The organism is Ensifer sp. YR511 (assembly GCF_900103045.1).
Taxonomy (GTDB): Bacteria; Pseudomonadota; Alphaproteobacteria; order Rhizobiales; family Rhizobiaceae; genus Ensifer; species Ensifer adhaerens.
In genome coordinates this window covers 1-16,712 of record NZ_FNGR01000032.1, presented here as the reverse complement: position 1 = coordinate 16,712, position 16,712 = coordinate 1, and the positions used below count along the sequence as shown (strand labels likewise).

The window sequence follows — 16,712 nt, the reverse complement described above, 5'->3', positions numbered from 1 at the left end:
AAATTTAGAAAACTATATTATACCGCGCCCGGAAGAGCAATAGTTGGTTGCCACCGAACCAAGGGAACGATTTGACCTCCATGGTTGACAGACATTCTCGGGCACGTCCGACAATTGCGAGCCGCCGCAGAAGAGAAACCGTAGGCCACCTCTAGTTCGGGTAGCGACCGGCAATCCGCTCCTGCGACAACCATTCCATGAACTGATCGAAGCGCGTGCCCCCACCGGTCGAGGCAGGCTCCCATGCGTCATTCACACCGACGACGCCGCCAAATTTTACCTCCACGCTATCGGCCATGCCATCGCCGTCCTCGTCGGCATAGGCATCTGCCTCTTTAATCGCGGGGATCTCGCCGGGCGCAACCACCATGCGCCCTGCTCCTCTCTCGCCTTGTGCACCCATATCCTTGATCCAGGCGACATCGAGATCGTCGCGGGGAAACGCACCGGACTGGCCGCGAACCTCTTCATATGCCTCACCGGCTGCAAGGAGCGCATCAACCGCCAAGGGGCAAGGCGGGCGGTTCACCACGAATTGGTCTGTTCCTGGCGAAAGCAATTGAAGCGACTTGGATGGCGGCGCCCACAACTCGTTGCCGCTCTCGTAGATCTGCGGCTGGCCGGCGCTTTCGACATTCTGCCACTTGATTGCGTAGGTTTTCTCGACCGTGCTCGGACCCGCCTTGAAGTAGTTGCCGACATAGGAAATCGGCGTGCCGCCCGGATACTGCGAGAACACCTCGCCCCACTCGGAACGTGCATTGAAGAACACGTTGTTGACAATCTCGATGCAGGATTTTCCGTAGTGGTTGTTGTCGGGATTCCGGTCATTGTTGGAAATGCAGGCGTTTCGCCAGAAGGTAATGTTCTGCGGGACTCTGGGATCGGCGCCGAGAAGGGTGCACTTGCTGTGCTTGTTCAGCCCCTCGGCAAAGATCGAATTCGCGATGGTGATGTCGGTCGTGTTGGAATAGGTGCTGACGTTCTCGTCGGTCGCCCAGGACATCGACGTATGGTCGAAATAGACGCGCTGGCTGTTTTCGATCACCGCCGCATGGACGTTCTTGACGGAGTTCGGCAGCCGCGGCCGAATGCGCAGATGCCGGACGATCACGTCGTGCGTCTGCTTGGCAACAAGCGGGGTATGCCTCAGTTCGTCATTCGTCTGGTCGATGGTCAGCAAAATGCCGCCACCCGGCGCCGTCTGCCCGAGGATCGAGACCGAGTTGTTATCCTCGCCGATCACCAGCGAGGATTTGAGCTGGATGATGCCGGAAACGCGAAACACGCAATTTCGTGCCCCAGTCGCCTCGATGCATTCGCGCAGCGTGCCCGGGCCGGAATCCTCAAGGCTCGTCACCTGGATGATGCGGCCGCCGCGGCCGCCCTGCGCCATCTTGCCGTGCCCTTCGGCACCGGGAAACGCGACCATCTGCGGCTCGCTGGCGGAAGCCGCGACACCCAAGAAGGCGGAAAGCAGGGCAAGCGTGCGCGCACCATGCTGAAAAGCCTTTGCGCGTCGAGTCTGTTGCTGGAAAGACCGAGAACCGAAATGGCCGGCCGACCGCGGCGCACGTGGCGATGTGCGCGGCATGACAATCTCAATCGGCATACAGTTTACTCCCAAAGCCTTTTGGCGAGGCCCCGCTCCAGAAGCTTGAAAACGCTCGTGCAGGGCAATTCATTCCGCCCTATATCGTCAATCAAAAGAATATTTTTCGCGCAATTCGGGGCGAAGCTTTCCACTTTTGTTATAGTTCGTCAATTCGATTTATTTGCATCACCCGAATTAGGTATATAACTCGCGCTTTTGACCTCTCGAAGTAGCATTGAGACGGTGCTACAGTCTCGCGAATATTTAGTTTACTTTCGGGACCTCGTTTCGTGTCTCAAAAAGCCATTACCGTCGGATTTCCATTTTCGGGTGATGACATCGGGGGGAGCCATATTTCCGCGCTCAACCTCATATCGTCGTTTGACAGGGACCGGATAACCCCCATCGTCTTCGTGCATCATCCGCGCAAGGCGCTTTCCAGATATCTGGACGAAAACAAGATCGACTATGTCACGATCGAGGACATCGACATCCTCTCGCCGCAACGGGATCGTCCTTTCGCGACGCAATCCTTCTCGGCGCTGCGCTATCCGATCTCGATTGTGAAGATCATCAAACTCCTGAGACGGCACAAGATCGACATCGTGCACACCAACGACGGCGCGATCCATACCACCTGGGCGCTTCCAACTTACTTGGCCGGCGCCAAACTTCTGTGGCACCACCGTGGCGACCCCCGCGCCCGGGCGGTCAACATGCTTGCGCCGCTTCTTGCCAAGCACGTGGTCACGGTTTCGCGATTTGCGCAGCCGGCAAAGCCGTTGCTCCCGCTTGAGGGGCGTATCTCGGTACTGCACAGCCCCTTCCGGCATCCGGATCAGGTCCCCGATCGGGAGGAAAGCAGGCTTGCGTTGGTGCGCGAACTCGGCCTGCCGGAGGAGACGCGGTTTGTGGGCTACTTCGGGCTTCTCAACGAGCGCAAGCGCCCTCTCCGTTTCGTCGAGGCGGTTCATGCCTTTCACCGCAGCAATCCGGATTTCCCGATTGCCGGTCTGCTTTTCGGCACGCCCGAACAGGCGGGGCCGCGGCTCGACCTTGAGACAGCAGAACGCGCGCGCGCGCTCGGGATCGCCGACAAGATCCACCTCATGGGATTTCGCCATCCGGTCGCGCCCTATATGTGCGCCGTCGACATTCTCCTCGTGCCGGCCATGAGCGAGCCGTTCGGCAGAACGCTCATCGAAGCCATGATGTACGGCACCCCGGTCGTTGCCACCAATCACGGCGGAAATCCGGAGGCAATCGAGAACGACGTGACAGGTTTTCTCGTCGAGCCGGAAAACCCGGAGGCTTTCGTCGCCCCGATGGAGCGCCTGCTGAAAGACCGTAACGAGTGGCAGCGCATCAGCGAAACGGCGCGCACCTCGACGCTTGCCGCCTATGGCATCAAGCCCCATGTCGACGGCATCGTCAGAATTTATCAGCGAATTCTCGGGAGACGGCCGTCCGACATCTCGGCACACGCCGCGCACTGAGCCCACCGACAGCGGAAAGAAAGAGAACGACATGCAGCTCTCGGATATCGATTTCCTGATCATCGGCGCCGCCAAGAGCGCGACCACCTGGCTACAGCAGTCGCTGCAGCAGAACCCTTCCGTCTATATGCCGGATCCCGAGCTTCACTTCTTCAGCCGCAACTTCGAAAAGGGCGACGGTTGGTATCTGGGGCAATTCGAGCCCAAACCTGAACAGACCATCGTCGGCGAAAAATCCAATTCCTACCTCGACGAGCCGGAAGCAGCTGCCCGCATCAAAAAGGCGCTGCCGCGCGCACGGCTGATCGCGCAGCTGCGCAATCCCGTCGACCGCGCCTATTCCGACTACTGCATGCTTTATCGCCGCGGGGAAGTCGGCACCGACATCACCCGGTATCTCGATCCACGCCAGGCAAAGGGAGGACGTTTCCTGGTCGGTGGTCTCTATTGCCGCCAGCTGGAAGCCTATCTCGATCTGTTCCCAGCCGAAAACCTGCAGGTTCTCCTCTATGAGCATATGCGCCAGAACCCGCAGGCGCATCTCGACGCGGTCAGAGACTTTCTGCAGCTGTCGTCGCCGCTTTATCCGGTCGTCAATAAAGTCAAGGACAAGACGGTGCCTGTCGTGCCGCCGAAGCTGCGCCGACTTCTTCAGCCGCTGAAGCCGATCGCGGCACCGTTCCGCAGCAACCCCATCGTGAAGGGCCTGCGCTCGATGGTCGCCCGCGAACTCGACTATGTGCCGCTGCCGACGGACCTGCGCAACCGGCTGGTCGAATTCTACGCGCCGGAAACCGAAAGGCTCGGCGCGCTTCTGAAGCAGGACCTTTCAGGCTGGCTGCAGGCGGCCGCCGGTAGCGCGCGACCAGCGGCTTGATGCAGGCGTCTAGCCCTCGGCGCGCCGCCCAAATCGCAGACTGAGAACGAGCGGTACGGCCACCAGATAGACGGCGACGACCGACAGCCAGATGGCGCCTGGCCATTCCTGCCTGAAGACAAAATAGAAGCTCGAGAATGCGAGCGGACTGGCAATCGATGCCAGGCTTACCGCCGACGCCAGCACGCCCTGAAACTGGCCCTGCTGGGTCTCATCGACCTGTCTGGTTGCAAGCGACTGCAAGGCCGGCGCGCCGATGCCGCCAAGAACGAATACCGGCATGATGGCGAAGATCATCCAGCCTTCCGTCGCAAATGCCATGACGACCAAGCCGACGCACGCGCCGGCAACACCTGTGAGGATCGTCGCCCGTTCGCCGAGCCTTCTCACCGCCGGCCCCGGGAGGAAAGCCTGGGCAAGGGCCTGGCAGACCCCAAAGGCGCCGAGCGAAAGACCGATCCACAGCCCGTTCCAGTGAAAGGCATCGCTGCCCCACAGCGCCCAGCAGGTGCTGTAGGCCTCGCCGGTCGCACTGAAGGTGATGAACAGAACGACGATCGGCATCAAGCCCTTGGCGGAGAAAGCCCAGCGGAGCGGACGGAGCGGATTGAGCGCGGCCAGGTCGATCTTCTGCCGGCCAGGGATGCGTGATTCCGGCAGGACGAAGAGCGCCAGCAGCAGATTGCAGGCGTTGAGGATGGCGGCTGCAATGAAGGGCAGCCGAACGCCATGGTCGCCGAGGATGCCGCCCAGGACCGGGCCGAAGATAAAGCCGATGCCGAACATGGCGTTGAACAGGCCGAAACGCCGCGCGCGTTTGTCCTCCGGCGAGATGTCGGTGATATAGGCAGTCGCCACCGCCAGGTTGGCGCTTGTGAGGCCGGCGATCGCGCGACCTGCGAAAAGCATCCAGAGGTTGGAAGCGAAAGCCAGAAACAGGTAGTTGATGGCGGCTCCTGCGAGAGAAAGCAGCAAGATGGGCCGCCGGCCAATACGGTCGCTAAGCGCACCGAGCACCGGTGCAAACACGAACTGCATCACTGCATAGAGGGCCGTCATTGTGCCGATGAGCGGCGCGACGTCGTCCGTCTGCGTGACCTCCTTCAGCAGCGACGGCAGAATGGGAAAGATCAGCCCGATGCCGACGGCATCGAGGATAATGGCAGCAAAAATGACGATAAGTGGGTTCTTCATGGTGAGTGGTGCGGTCATTGCACGCTCCGGTAGACGCGAGCGTGCGGCACCGCCAGGCGCCAATGGCTCGCGAGCAGGGGCTGACGAAAATGTCAGATATCTGGCTTCTGGGAGACGCTGGCCGATCCGCGCCGAAATTGGCGGGGATGGCATGTACTCGACCGCCTGGACGCCAATTCGTCCACCTGTTTACTCCGCCACTGAGCGGATCAAGGGAAGCGGTCGCTTTTCGCGACAGGCAATGTTTACGTCAGATGACCACGCACCGCAATCCCTGCTACCGTGCACGCGTATAACATGAGATTAAACCCCAAAATTGCGCTTGGCTCTGCGGCCCGCTATCGAACCAAACCATGGAGAAGTCGACGCTCGAACGTATCTACGGGATGCACTTGCGATCCTCTCCACCCCTCGACCGATCGCGTCATCGCCGTCCCTTGTTGATGGAAGGGCCCCCAGTCCTGTCGATGATTTGGAGGCCGGGAGGCTTCACTTTTTCCGGCTCGGCTGCCGCTTAGGCAACCTGCGCGTCGGGCTCCGCTTCCGTGGCCAGCTCGACCGCATTCCTACCCATGCGCTTGGCCTCATACGGCGCCGCATCTGCTTTCTGCAGCAGAAGCTCGAGTGTCGTCTCCGCGATGGCTGCCGACGCCGTCCCGAGGCTGGCTGTGACGCATCCGTCGGCAAGACCGCGATGCGGAATGCGCAGCTCCTCGATCGCCGTTCTGGTCCGCTCTGCTATCGCCTGCCGCGGCTCCCGTCCGGGCGCCAGCAGGGGGCGCGCGGCTCGGCCTGAAGCGACATCACGCCTCTGGAACCTTGATCAGCACTGTCCCTGCCGCATCAATCGACCTGCCATCTTGCGTGCGGATGTCGAGCTTAACCGGCAGGCCCGTTTCCTTCTCAACGAGCAAAGAATGCTCCTCGCCGGGCTGGAACAAGTGCCTTTCTCCGAACTGTCGCAAGGCGACCATGACCGGAAAGAGGTCGCGGCCCATCGCCGTCAACTGGTATTCGACCCTCGCTTTCGCCTCGCCCGCCGGAACCGTTTCGAGAATGCCGCGCTCGACAAGCGTTCTAAGGCGGTCCGTGAGGATGTTCTTGGCAATGCCGAGGCTCTTTTGAAAGTCGCTGAAGCGGCGGACGTCATCGAACGCATCGCGCACGATCAGCAGCGACCACCAGTCGCCAATCGCATCCAGGGATCGCGCGCTGGGGCAATAGTCTTCCTTCAGCCGTGTGCGGGCCACCATGCATAATCTCCACTTGGAATTTTGGTTGCATTATAAAACCAAAATGATATCCATTCCTTGGTTTCATTATTAAACCAAAAAAAGGAACACGTCCATTGGATGGTAAAATTGCCGCGGCGCCGGCCGGCGCTGCAAACGAAGTCTCGTGCCCGGCCGGCAGCGCCCGCCCGGCATCGCGGTTGACGCGCCCGATGATGACGCTCTTTGCCTTCGCCGCCGGCCTCGCCGTCGCCAACGCCTATTTCGCCCACCCCTTGCTCGACGTGATAGCCGCCGATCTCGATCTGTCGGAGACCCGCGCCGGCCTGATCGTCGGGGCGACCCAGCTCGGCTACGCGCTTGGCCTGATCCTGCTTGTTCCCCTCGGAGACCTTTTCGATCGCCGCAAGATCATCATCTTTCAGTCGCTACTGTCGGTCGCAGCCCTTGGCTTCGTCGCCCTCTCAGCCACTGTCGAAATGCTCATGGTTTCCATCGCCGCAGTTGGCATGCTTGCTGTCCTCACGCAGGCGCTGGTGGCCTATGCGGCCAGCCTCTCTCGTCAGGCGGAACGGGGTCGGGTGGTCGGATTTGTCACCAGCGGCATCGTCATCGGCATTCTTTCGGCTCGCGCCGTCGCCGGTTTTCTGACCGATCTGGCCGGCTGGCGGGCGGTTTATTTTGTATCCGCTGCGCTCACCCTTTTGATCGCTCTGTTGCTTTACAAGCTGCTGCCGGACGAGCGGCGGGAGACGAGCAAGCTCAGCTATCTCCGCCTCGTCGCCTCCACCTTCACGCTAATTGCCCAGGAGCCGGTTCTGCGTGTCCGCGGCATCATCGCCATGCTGATCTTTGCCAATGTGACGACGCTGCTTACCCCGCTTGTCCTGCCACTGAGCGTGCCCCCCTTTTCCCTGTCGCATACACAGGTCGGTCTCTTTGGGCTGGCAGGGATTGCCGGAGCGCTCGCCGCCTCCCGAGCCGGACACTGGGCCGATCTCGGATTTGGCCAGAGAACGACGGTGATATCTCTGGCGCTTTTGCTCGCCGCGTGGGTACCAATTTCTATGCTGGACCATTCGCTTCTGTGGCTCATTGTCGGGGTTCTCATCCTCGACTTCGGGCTTCAGGCCGTGCATGTGACGAACCAGGCTCTGATCTATCGCGTTAGACCGGAAGCCCAGAACCGGCTGACAGCCGCCTACATGCTGTTCTATTCGCTCGGCAGCGGGCTCGGATCGTCCCTTTCAACCATCGCCTACGCCTATGGCGGATGGCATGGCGTCTGCCTCATGGGCGCGGCACTCAGCCTCATGACCCTGCTCTTCTGGCTGGCGACGAAGCCTGCAGATCCGCAAGTCGCTAGAACGCTGAACGGCTAGCTTCGAAACTACGCGCACTGCGCATGGCCGGCCTCCGCGGGCGGCGGTCATGCTTTTCGTCCATCGGCCTCCCACCCAACGTCCCTACATCATACGGCTCGCCTGTACGGAACCCTTCCCGAAACCGAGCGTTTACGTTGCTTCAGCGACATCTATCGGGATCAAGGCCATGTCAGACGCCGAGAACACGTCCGACAGCGATGTAGCAGCCAAGGATAAAGCCTGGCTGGCTTCTCATGGTGAGATGCAGTCGCTGATCAACGACTTTGACTGGTCACAGGCCCCGCTCGGGCCGCCGAAGAATTGGTCGCCGACGCTGAAGGTCATGATCCGCTTCCTCCTGTGCAACCGATTTCCGCTTCTGCTGTGGTGGGGACCGCAATATGTCTCGATCTACAATGATGCCTATCGCCCCGTGCTTGGCGCAAAGCACCCCTGGGCACTCGGCAAACCGGTTAGCGAATGCTGGAGCGAGATCTGGCACGTTCTGAAGCCGCTGATCGACACGCCCTTCAATGGCGGTCCAGCCACCTGGAACGATGACATTGAGCTGGAGATCAACAGGCACGGCTTCCTGGAAGAAACCCATTTTACCATCGCCTACAGCCCCGTGCCGGACGGAACCGCAGAAAACGGGATCGGCGGCGTGCTCGCCACTGTGACCGAAATTACCGAGAAGGTGATCGGCAAGCGCCGTATCGTCGTCCTTCGGGATCTTGCGTCTCGCTCGGGCGATGCACGATCGCCAGACGAGGCCTGCGCGATCGCAACGGAAACATTCAAGAAGCACGAACGAGACGTGCCCTTCGCCCTTCTCTACCTCGTGGAGCCCGACCGCAAACGAGCCCGGCTTTCCGGATTGGCAGGCCTTAAGCCGAATCACGCGCTGTGCCCTGCAGAGGTAGAGTTGGCGCTAAAGGACAGTTCTGCAGGTTGGCATTTCGGTGCCGACCTGAAACCCATCCTTGTCGATGATCTCGGACGCCGTTTCCCGCCCTCCGCGAGCAAAAACCATCCCAACCTGCCGCATACGGCGGCCGTGCTTCCGTTGCCCGCGGCCAATGCCCGCGATGCCGCCGGTTTTCTCGTGGTCGGCATCAATCCTCGCCTGAAGCTCGACGAGCACTACCACGATTTCTTGCATCTCATGCGAGCGCAGATCGCCAGCGCCATCGCCAATGCCCAGTCCTATGAGGACGAGCGTAAACGTTCCGAGGCACTCGCGGAGATAGACCGGGCGAAAACCGTCTTCTTTTCCAATGTCAGCCATGAGTTCCGTACGCCGATCACGCTGATGCTCGGTAACATCGAGGACCTGCTGGCCCGTAGCGGAGAGCGTCCGGACGACCACGACCGTCTGCTCATTGCCCATCGCAACTCGCTGCGCCTGCTCAAGCTGGTCAACATGTTGCTTGAATTCTCGCGCATCGAAGCCGGGCGCCTGCAGGCACGCTTCGAGCCGACGAACCTTGCGACGACGACGGCAGAGCTTGCCAGCGCCTTTCGATCGGCGATGGAAATGGCCGGGCTGAACCTGACCGTCGATACGCCGCCGCTGCCAGAACCGGCCTATGTCGATCGCGAGATGTGGGAGAAAATCGTTCTCAACCTCCTCTCCAATGCCCTCAAATTCACGCTTGAGGGCGATGTCGCCGTCAAACTCGCGGACGATGGCGACAATTTCGTCCTGACGGTCCGCGATACCGGCATCGGCATTCCTGCCAACGAGATGCCCCGCCTTTTCGAGCGCTTCCATCGCGTCGAAGGCGCAAGGGGTCGCAGCCAGGAGGGCTCAGGCATCGGGCTCGCCTTCGTCCAGGAATTGGTGAAACTTCATGATGGAACGGTCTGGGCCGAAAGTCACCTCGACGAAGGCACGACCATTAGCGTGACAATCCCCAAAGGCAGTCGCGCTCCTGCGCAGCACCGCAACGGCAATGGCGAGGATCGCTCGTCGACGACCGTCGGCGCCGCGCCGTTCGTGGAGGAGGCGCTGCGATGGCTGCCAGATCATCCGTCCTCGGATGCGGGTCTGCCTGAGGTCGACCCGGCGCCGCATCCGCCGGAAAAACGAAACGGCGGCCGCCGAACCCTGTTGGTCGTCGATGACAACGCCGACATGCGCGACTACCTACGCCGTCTTCTCGGCGCGCAGTACGATCTCAAGATCGTCGGCAACGGCGAAGACGCGCTCGCCGCCGTCGCGTCGAAAAAGCCGGACCTGATCCTCACCGACATCATGATGCCAGGCTTCGATGGGATCGAGCTGCTCAGTCGCCTGCGCACCGACGCGCGTACCAACACCGTGCCGGTCATCGTTCTGTCGGCGCGCGCCGGTGAGGAGAGCCGTATCGAGGGCATGCAGGCGGGCGCCGACGACTACTTGATCAAGCCGTTCAGCGCACGCGAGCTTTTGGCCCGGATCGAGGCGCACCTGAAGATGTCGCAGTATCGCATGGAAGCCGCGGAGACCCTGCGCGCGAGCGAAGAGCGTTTCCGTGCTCTGGTCACCGCGAGTTCGGATATCGTCTACCGCATGGGTCCCGACTGGCACGAGATGCGGTTTCTGCAAGGCAAGGACTTCGTTGCCGACACGGACGAGCCAAGCGACAGTTGGCTCGAAACTTACATTCCGCCTGAAGACCAGACGCTGATGCTGGCGCGCATCGGCGATGCCATCGACAACAAGGCCGCTTTTGAAATGGAGCACCGGGTCATTCGCCGCGACGGCAGCCTTGGATGGACCCATTCGCGCGCCATACCGATGCTCGACAGCAACGGGGACATCGCCGAGTGGTTCGGTGCGGCGGGTGACATCACCGACCGCAAGCGGGCTGAAGAAACCCGGCAACGCCTGCTCAGCGAGCTCAGCCATCGAGTCAAGAACATGCTCGCGTCGGTCCAGGCGCTCGCCCAGCATACGTTGCGCTCGGCCAAGAACCCCGCCGACTTTGCCGCCAGCTTCAGCGGACGCCTGCAGTCAATGTCGCGCATGCACTCGCTTCTGACCCGAACGGCTTGGGAAGGGGCTGACCTCGGCGACATCATTCGCGATCAGCTCTTGTGGGGAACTGCCGACGAGCGCCGCGTCACGACCTCCGGACCGCCCGTGCGATTCGATGCGCAGACGGCAACGCATATGGCGATGGTCCTACACGAACTCGGGACCAACGCAGCAAAACACGGTGCGCTTTCCTTAAGCAATGGGACGGTGTCGATTGATTGGTCCGTGAGCGGCAATGCACTTTGTCTCAACTGGACAGAACAGGGCGGACCACCAATGAAGACGCCGCTCGGTCCAGGCTTCGGCACCAGCCTGATCGAGAAGGTCGCGGCGGGAGGCGGCGGAAGCGCCCACCTGACGACCGACACCGACGGTATGCGCTGGGAAGTCCGGCTTCCGCTCGAAGCCGATGTTCCGCCGATCACCGAGCCCGACGTGGAGGAGCCTGTGTCGGGAGGACCGGCGCCCGATGCCCCGGCCGCGTCGACGAGGCTCAAGGGAAAGCGCATATTGGTGGTGGAGGATGAAGCGCTGATCGCCTTCGAAATTGCCGCGATTCTCGAGGAAGAGGATGCTGAGGTCGCCGGACCGGCGGCGACACCCGGCGATGCGCTACGCCTAATCAACGAGATGGCGCTAGATGCCGCGCTGCTCGACGCCAATTTGCGCGGCCAGCCGGTTGACGCGATCGCCGCTGCATTGGCCGACAAGAAGGTCCCCTTCGTCTTCGTATCAGGCTACGGTCGCGAGGCTCTGCCCCTGGGATTTGCCGACACCGCTCTGCTGGCAAAGCCGTTCAACCCTCGACAATTGCTCGAGGCCGCGGCGCTGCTCGTGGCTGAGCCCAAGTCCATCCTTCGTTTCCGGCAATGAGGGAGCGCGCTTGATCAAGCCTTATTTCCAGCAGACACCGTTGCGCATTGCATTTCGGTTCGCTTGCGGTAGTTTTTCAGAAGGCACGCTAGTCGGCGGCGGCCTTTCGCAACGTGTATCCATCAACGATGCGGTTCCACCTGAGGTTCGTGGGAGCGGTCCAAATGCTGGTCAACAATAGTGGGGCGAACGCTTCCGAGCCGCCCTATCGCGAGAGCGAGGCGAGGTTTCGCGAGATATTCGAGAATGCCGGCGTGGCGGTGTGGGAGCAGGACTTTTCCGCGGTCTGCGATCTTCTGGATCGGTTTCGCGCCGAAGGTGTGGAGGATCTGCGCGCCTATCTAGAGTCTCACCCCGACAGCTTAAACGAAGCGATCGCGCAGGTGCGCATCGTCGACGTCAATCCTTTTACCGTCGAGTTGTTCGAGGCCGCCGAGAAGGACGAGCTGCTACGCTCGCTCTCAACTGTCTTTCTGCCGGAAACAGCGCCGATCTTCCTCGAAGAACTGATGACGCTCTGGCAGGGCCAGAGGCGCTTCGGCAGCGAAGCCGTCGTGCAGACGCTGCGCGGACGGCGCCTGGATGTAGTCTTCACGGTCACGTTCGAAGGCGCCCGCTGTGAACGCACCTATGTCAGCATCCTTGACATTTCCCAGCGCAAGGCCGCCGAGCGCCGGCTGCAGGCGGTCGACCGGATATCTAAGGCAATCGCCAGCAGCCTCGATCTCGATCACATCGTTCAGACAGTGACCGATGCCGCCACGGAGCTGACAGGCGCAAAGTTCGGTGCCTTCTTCTACAATCTCGCCGACCCGGACGGCGAGCGCTACACGCTTTACACCCTCTCGGGCGCGCCACGCGCGGCGTTCGAGAATTTCCAGTTGCCCCGCAACACAGCCGTGTTCGAGCCTACCTTTCACGGTCTCGGCCTCGTACGCTCCGACGACATCCGAACCGACCCGCACTACGGAAAGTCCGCACCGCATTTCGGCATGCCGAAGGGGCACCTGCCGGTGGTAAGCTACCTCGCGGTTCCCGTGGTCTCACGGTCAGGTGATGTTCACGGCGGGCTCTTCTTTGGCCATGACCTGCCGGGCGTCTTTACCGCCGAGACCGAGGCGACGGTTACCTCGATCGCGGCGCATGCGGCGATCGCCATCGACAACGCCCATCTGCTCAAGGCAGCCGAAAATGAGCTAGCGACCCGCCGCAAGGCGGAACGCGCAGCCCAGCAACTGGCGGCGATCGTCGAATCCTCGGAAGATGCGATCCTGTCGATGGATCTGAACGGCATCATCACCAGTTGGAACGTCGGCGCCGAGCGCCTCTACGGCTATACGGTCGAGGAAGCCGTCGGCAACCCGGTCACGCTGCTGATCCCGGAGGATCGCCTCGGCGAAGAATTGGAGATCCTGGCAAAGGTTCGTGCCGGCCAGCGCGTCGATCACTTCGAAACCTTCAGACAGCGCAAGGATGGCGGGCTCATCCCGATCTCACTGCGGATCTCGCCAATTCGCGACAATGCCGGCGTGGTCATCGGCGCCTCAAAGATCGCCCGTGACATCAGCGAGCGCCGGCAGGCCGAGCAGCAGAAGGACCTGCTGATCCAGGAGATGGCGCACCGGGTGAAGAACCTGTTCATGGTTTCGAGCAGCGTTGTGTCGCTGAGCGCCAAGGCCGCCGCTTCCGCCGAAGAGCTGGCGTCTGCCGTCGTCGCGCGGTTGGGGTCGCTGGCGCGCGCGCACGTGCTCACCTTGCCGACGCCGGATCGTGACGGCGCAGGCGAAGGCCGAGCTCCCCTACAGGCGCTGCTTTCGACATTGCTCTCGCCCTATGACGGCGAAACGCCACAGGGCCTTCGCCGGGTCACGACGCGAGGCTGCGATCTTGGCATCTCGCGCGCCGCGATTACCGGCTTTTCGCTGGTCGTGCACGAGTTCGCCACCAACGCCGCCAAGTACGGCGCCCTCTCGACCGCCACCGGTTCCCTCGACATCGAATGCATCGATCGCGGGGAAACCTTGGAACTCAAATGGACCGAACAGGGCGGGCCTCAGGTAACCCGAACCGAGACCGAGGGCTTCGGCACCAAGCTCGCCAAGCTGACAATCGAAAGGCAGTTCGGCGGCGAAATTCTCCGCCAGTGGCACTCGGAAGGCCTGATCATACGCCTGATCGTCCCCAAGGATCGCCTGCAGCCGCCGGAGTGAGGCGCCCGCCACCTGCCTTGCCGATTGCCACCGCAGGCCGACTACACATCCTCCCGGCTTGCGGCCATTATGTCCCACTGGAACGTCCGTTCGTGCTGAATGCGATCTTGTCGGGCGTGCTCGGTTCTCTGGACGTCACTTGATCTCGGCGCCTTCGAGTCGCGTGCCGTTTAAACGTCAAAAGCCCGCCGGATTTCTCTACCTGGGCTTTTGGCTATGTGATTTGGTTGCGGGGTCAGGATCTAATCTTCACTTGCTCCCGAGCAAGTGAAGCCGACGTCGATCATAACTTGCAATCGACGCCAGCGAAGATGGTGGCGGGAGGGCACAACCATCGTTACTGGCGATCGAGTGGTGGCGGACATTTGCGTGTCGACGTGGCACCACATGCGCAGGAAGCGGCTCCCGAAGGATGCAGTTTTCTTTCAGGCTTATTCCGAGCAGCTGTGTAGGCATTTATGATGAGCCTGATCGTCAAATCCAATCACGCATGGCCATGAACTGATTCACGCATGGCCATGAACTGATTTTTGGGTCCCTCACTTCTCACAGCCAAGTGGTCGTTGTTCGACCCAAGGTAGGCCAACGGCGCATCAGCTTGAACGGGAAATGCACGGGTGGCGATTGCAGACTGGCAATTGTCAACGGCCGGCCTGCGTTCCCCCTGGCTGCCTCGATTAGCCACACCGTAAGTTCGTCGTTGTCCACACTGTCAGGGAGCCAGACGGAGGATACGTTTGCCCTTTTCAACCCGCTCCACGGCACCCGCCGCTTGGATGACTAAATTGGTCATTCGACAGGTGCCTTCGCGCTCGCCGTAGATTTCGCTCATGCGCCGGTGGACTTCTGCTGACGTGCAATCGCTTTGAAGGGCAGATAAGCGCCCATTCAATTCGGCAACCGTGCCCAAGAAGGGAATAGGTGGCAACGGCCATACCTGTTGGTTTTCACGCGGAACGGAGCCGGTTAGGTGCCTAATTTCCATTGAGGATTGAGCCATGTGAACCTTCCCTCAACGCGGAGAGCGACGAGGGCAACGGAGTCCACCAACCTCAGCTTCAGCGAATGGGCCACGGTCTTCGGTGACGCCAAGATAACCGCTTTCCTCGACCGCCTGACCACCGTCGCCATATCATGGAAGCCGCAAAACGGCAGCTTCCGCTTCAAGGCTAGGTCGGCCGCCGCCGCACAGAAAAGAGGAGAAAAGCTCAGTTCCGCGTGGAAACCAACCGGCTTATCCTTACCTTTCATAAGAAGACGTTTTCACCGGCTGGGTGATCCCAAGCTCGACCCGCGGTATGAAGCGGTGCGTGTGTTTGCTGCGGAAGTCATCTGATTGATCCTTCGCGGTGAGATATTCCTCTTCTCGATTCATCGATATTCTATTCTGCTTGGCTCACGCCTCGGCCAGCGACGCCGCGACATCGGCAATCGAGCGGAAGAGGACAAGTGGATCGTCCTTCGACGGCAAGAAGCCACGCCGTTGCCAGAAACCGGCAGCTTCATCATCCACGGCATTGACCATCAGCGCTCGCCCGCCCACCAGACCGGCCGCCTGGACGCAACGCTGCAGCGCGTGTTTGACGAGACCCGTCCCAATCCCCTGCCCCGCCCATCCGGTATCGGTGGCAAGCTGGCCAAGAAGAAGGCACGGAACCGGATTGGGTGGCTGGCCTGTGCGAATCGAGCGCGGCATGACCGACGGCACCACGGCCGTCGGCGCCAGACCATAATAGCCGACGACGCGCCCCGCCTCATGGACGACCAAAATGGCGGTGAAGCCCTTCTGCTGATTGGAAAGCGCGCGCGTCTTCAGCCAGTGATCGAGCGTCGGCTTGCCGCAAGAGAATTCAGACACATCATGCGCGGCGGTAAGCGGTTCGGGAGTGGATAACGCCACGACTTACCGCTTCGGCTCATAGCCGGCTTCCCATGGTGCCGGCCGTTTCGCCAACTCGACCATTTCGGGAGCAGGCGCTGCCGGGGCGGCGAGAACCTCCATGAACGCATCGAAGCCTTCCGGGCTCATACGGATCAGGCTTTGCTCCATCACCACCTCCTCGGCCGCGCGCACGGCGGCATCGCGCACGAAGTCGGTGCGCGAGCGGCCGCGCAGCGTCGCCGCACGATCGATCATCGCGACATCCGCTTCCGGCAGTCGCATCGAGATGGGGTGTTCCTTGCGTTCCGCTGTGGTGGCCATGAGTCGTCTCCTTTGAAGGGAAGATAGGGGATTGTATTGCAATTAGCAATACAATAGTGTCATCCCCATGTTGAGCGATCACGAAACAACGGCGTCGACACGACCGACCATCGGTTAGGGCGCGCGTAGGATATTTCGCTATGCCCTCGCGCGCGGCTGTGATCAGTGATCATGGCACGGAGTTCACCTCGAACGCCATGCTGGCCTGGAGCGAAGAGAAAGGCGGGCAAGCCCATGCAAAACGATACGCTGCCCGTCCCGCCCATTGCAGCCGCAAACGGATAGTGGCTGGGGTCACAGCAGGACAGCAGGTCGCCCCTGTGCGCGCCGTTTAAACGCCAAAAAGCCCGCTGGATTTCTCCATGCGGGCTTTTTTTGATTTGGTTGCGGGGGCAGGATTTGAACCTGCGGCCTTCAGGTTATGAGCCTGACGAGCTACCGGGCTGCTCCACCCCGCGTCCAGCGCAAATCCCTGTGGGATTTGGCGCGGTAGCGTAAACCGCTTGCGGTTTATGCTTTTTCCGGTCCGGGTTTTGCGAAGCAAAATCCCGTTGTGTGTTTCGATTTTACCTACGCAAAAAGGCCGCTTGGTGGCGGCCCTTGCGTTTCGGCTTGGCCGAGTTTTGTGTCGAGAAGATTTCCGGTAT

At 61.0% G+C, this 16,712-nt stretch carries 13 protein-coding genes and 1 tRNA gene; 6 read left to right on the top strand and 8 right to left on the bottom strand.

Translation table 11 applies throughout. The features are described 5' to 3' along the window. Nucleotides 1-151 precede the first annotated feature (151 nt). Entirely contained in the window at nucleotides 152-1,612 is a 1,461-nt protein-coding gene (locus tag BLU15_RS31760; protein WP_090300862.1) for a pectate lyase family protein, read from the bottom strand. 272 nt (nucleotides 1,613-1,884) lie between these two features. Between BLU15_RS31760 and BLU15_RS31755 the strand changes: the two genes are divergently transcribed. Both BLU15_RS31755 and BLU15_RS31750 read left to right on the top strand, forming a co-directional pair. Beyond that, nucleotides 1,885-3,090: a glycosyltransferase family 4 protein gene (locus BLU15_RS31755; RefSeq protein ID WP_143034303.1), complete on the top strand. Its 1,206-nt coding sequence runs from the start codon at nucleotides 1,885-1,887 to the stop codon at nucleotides 3,088-3,090. Nucleotides 3,091-3,121: 31 nt separating this feature from the next. Continuing rightward, nucleotides 3,122-3,967 carry a sulfotransferase family protein gene (locus tag BLU15_RS31750; protein ID WP_060520981.1) on the top strand — a complete coding sequence of 282 codons (846 nt, stop codon included), beginning with the start codon at nucleotides 3,122-3,124 and terminating at the stop codon, nucleotides 3,965-3,967. 9 nt (nucleotides 3,968-3,976) lie between these two features. Here the strand turns inward: BLU15_RS31750 and BLU15_RS31745 are convergent, their stop codons facing one another. The 3 genes from BLU15_RS31745 to BLU15_RS31735 form a co-directional block, all read right to left on the bottom strand. Then, nucleotides 3,977-5,161 (bottom strand): TCR/Tet family MFS transporter, encoded by a 1,185-nt coding sequence (locus BLU15_RS31745; protein WP_090300931.1) that lies wholly within the window; start codon nucleotides 5,159-5,161, stop codon nucleotides 3,977-3,979. Between the two features lie 514 nt (nucleotides 5,162-5,675). Then, nucleotides 5,676-5,903, bottom strand: coding sequence for a diguanylate cyclase (locus BLU15_RS31740; protein WP_256386714.1), 228 nt, complete (start codon nucleotides 5,901-5,903; stop codon nucleotides 5,676-5,678). 61 nt (nucleotides 5,904-5,964) lie between these two features. Beyond that, nucleotides 5,965-6,414 (bottom strand): winged helix-turn-helix transcriptional regulator, encoded by a 450-nt coding sequence (locus tag BLU15_RS31735; protein ID WP_090300858.1) that lies wholly within the window; start codon nucleotides 6,412-6,414, stop codon nucleotides 5,965-5,967. Between the two features lie 179 nt (nucleotides 6,415-6,593). Here BLU15_RS31735 and BLU15_RS31730 point away from each other — a divergent pair, with 179 nt between their 5' ends. From BLU15_RS31730 to BLU15_RS31720, 3 genes are all read left to right on the top strand, one after another. Further along, a complete protein-coding gene (locus tag BLU15_RS31730) occupies nucleotides 6,594-7,775 on the top strand; it encodes an MFS transporter (protein ID WP_244546877.1) in 1,182 nt (393 codons plus the stop codon). A gap of 169 nt (nucleotides 7,776-7,944) precedes the next feature. After that, nucleotides 7,945-11,652: a response regulator gene (locus BLU15_RS31725; RefSeq protein ID WP_176960414.1), complete on the top strand. Its 3,708-nt coding sequence runs from the start codon at nucleotides 7,945-7,947 to the stop codon at nucleotides 11,650-11,652. A gap of 164 nt (nucleotides 11,653-11,816) precedes the next feature. Beyond that, a complete protein-coding gene (locus tag BLU15_RS31720) occupies nucleotides 11,817-13,862 on the top strand; it encodes a PAS domain S-box protein (RefSeq protein WP_176960413.1) in 2,046 nt (681 codons plus the stop codon). A 712-nt stretch (nucleotides 13,863-14,574) separates the two neighbouring features. Here BLU15_RS31720 and BLU15_RS39895 read toward each other — a convergent pair. Next, complete coding sequence (locus BLU15_RS39895) at nucleotides 14,575-14,862, bottom strand: hypothetical protein (RefSeq protein WP_210187483.1); 288 nt, start codon at nucleotides 14,860-14,862, stop codon at nucleotides 14,575-14,577. Between BLU15_RS39895 and BLU15_RS40335 the strand changes: the two genes are divergently transcribed. Next, the gene (locus BLU15_RS40335) at nucleotides 14,863-15,198 is read left to right on the top strand and encodes an ATP-binding protein (RefSeq protein ID WP_371590215.1); all 336 of its coding nucleotides are present in this window, start codon (nucleotides 14,863-14,865) and stop codon (nucleotides 15,196-15,198) included. Between the two features lie 60 nt (nucleotides 15,199-15,258). On the opposite strand, the gene BLU15_RS31705 is transcribed toward BLU15_RS40335, so the two are convergent. From BLU15_RS31705 to BLU15_RS31695, 3 genes are all read right to left on the bottom strand, one after another. Further along, entirely contained in the window at nucleotides 15,259-15,762 is a 504-nt protein-coding gene (locus BLU15_RS31705) for a GNAT family N-acetyltransferase (RefSeq protein ID WP_034798314.1), read from the bottom strand. 3 nt (nucleotides 15,763-15,765) lie between these two features. Beyond that, nucleotides 15,766-16,065, bottom strand: a complete 300-nt coding sequence (locus BLU15_RS31700; protein ID WP_060643795.1) for a type II toxin-antitoxin system TacA family antitoxin — start codon at nucleotides 16,063-16,065, stop codon at nucleotides 15,766-15,768. A 381-nt stretch (nucleotides 16,066-16,446) separates the two neighbouring features. Continuing rightward, nucleotides 16,447-16,523 (bottom strand) — tRNA-Met (locus tag BLU15_RS31695). Between the last annotated feature and the right edge of the window lie 189 nt (nucleotides 16,524-16,712).

Excerpts from the sequence above, each read along its gene's own strand:
- BLU15_RS31760 (WP_090300862.1), bottom strand. The coding sequence starts at position 1,612 with ATGCCGATTGAGATTGTCATGCCGCGCACATCGCCACGTGCGCCGCGG.
- BLU15_RS31750 (WP_060520981.1), top strand. The coding sequence starts at position 3,122 with ATGCAGCTCTCGGATATCGATTTCCTGATCATCGGCGCCGCCAAGAGC.
- BLU15_RS31745 (WP_090300931.1), bottom strand. The coding sequence starts at position 5,161 with ATGAAGAACCCACTTATCGTCATTTTTGCTGCCATTATCCTCGATGCC.
- BLU15_RS31735 (WP_090300858.1), bottom strand. The coding sequence starts at position 6,414 with ATGGTGGCCCGCACACGGCTGAAGGAAGACTATTGCCCCAGCGCGCGA.
- BLU15_RS31725 (WP_176960414.1), top strand. The coding sequence starts at position 7,945 with ATGTCAGACGCCGAGAACACGTCCGACAGCGATGTAGCAGCCAAGGAT.
- BLU15_RS31720 (WP_176960413.1), top strand. The coding sequence starts at position 11,817 with ATGCTGGTCAACAATAGTGGGGCGAACGCTTCCGAGCCGCCCTATCGC.
- BLU15_RS39895 (WP_210187483.1), bottom strand. The coding sequence starts at position 14,862 with ATGGCTCAATCCTCAATGGAAATTAGGCACCTAACCGGCTCCGTTCCG.
- BLU15_RS31700 (WP_060643795.1), bottom strand. The coding sequence starts at position 16,065 with ATGGCCACCACAGCGGAACGCAAGGAACACCCCATCTCGATGCGACTG.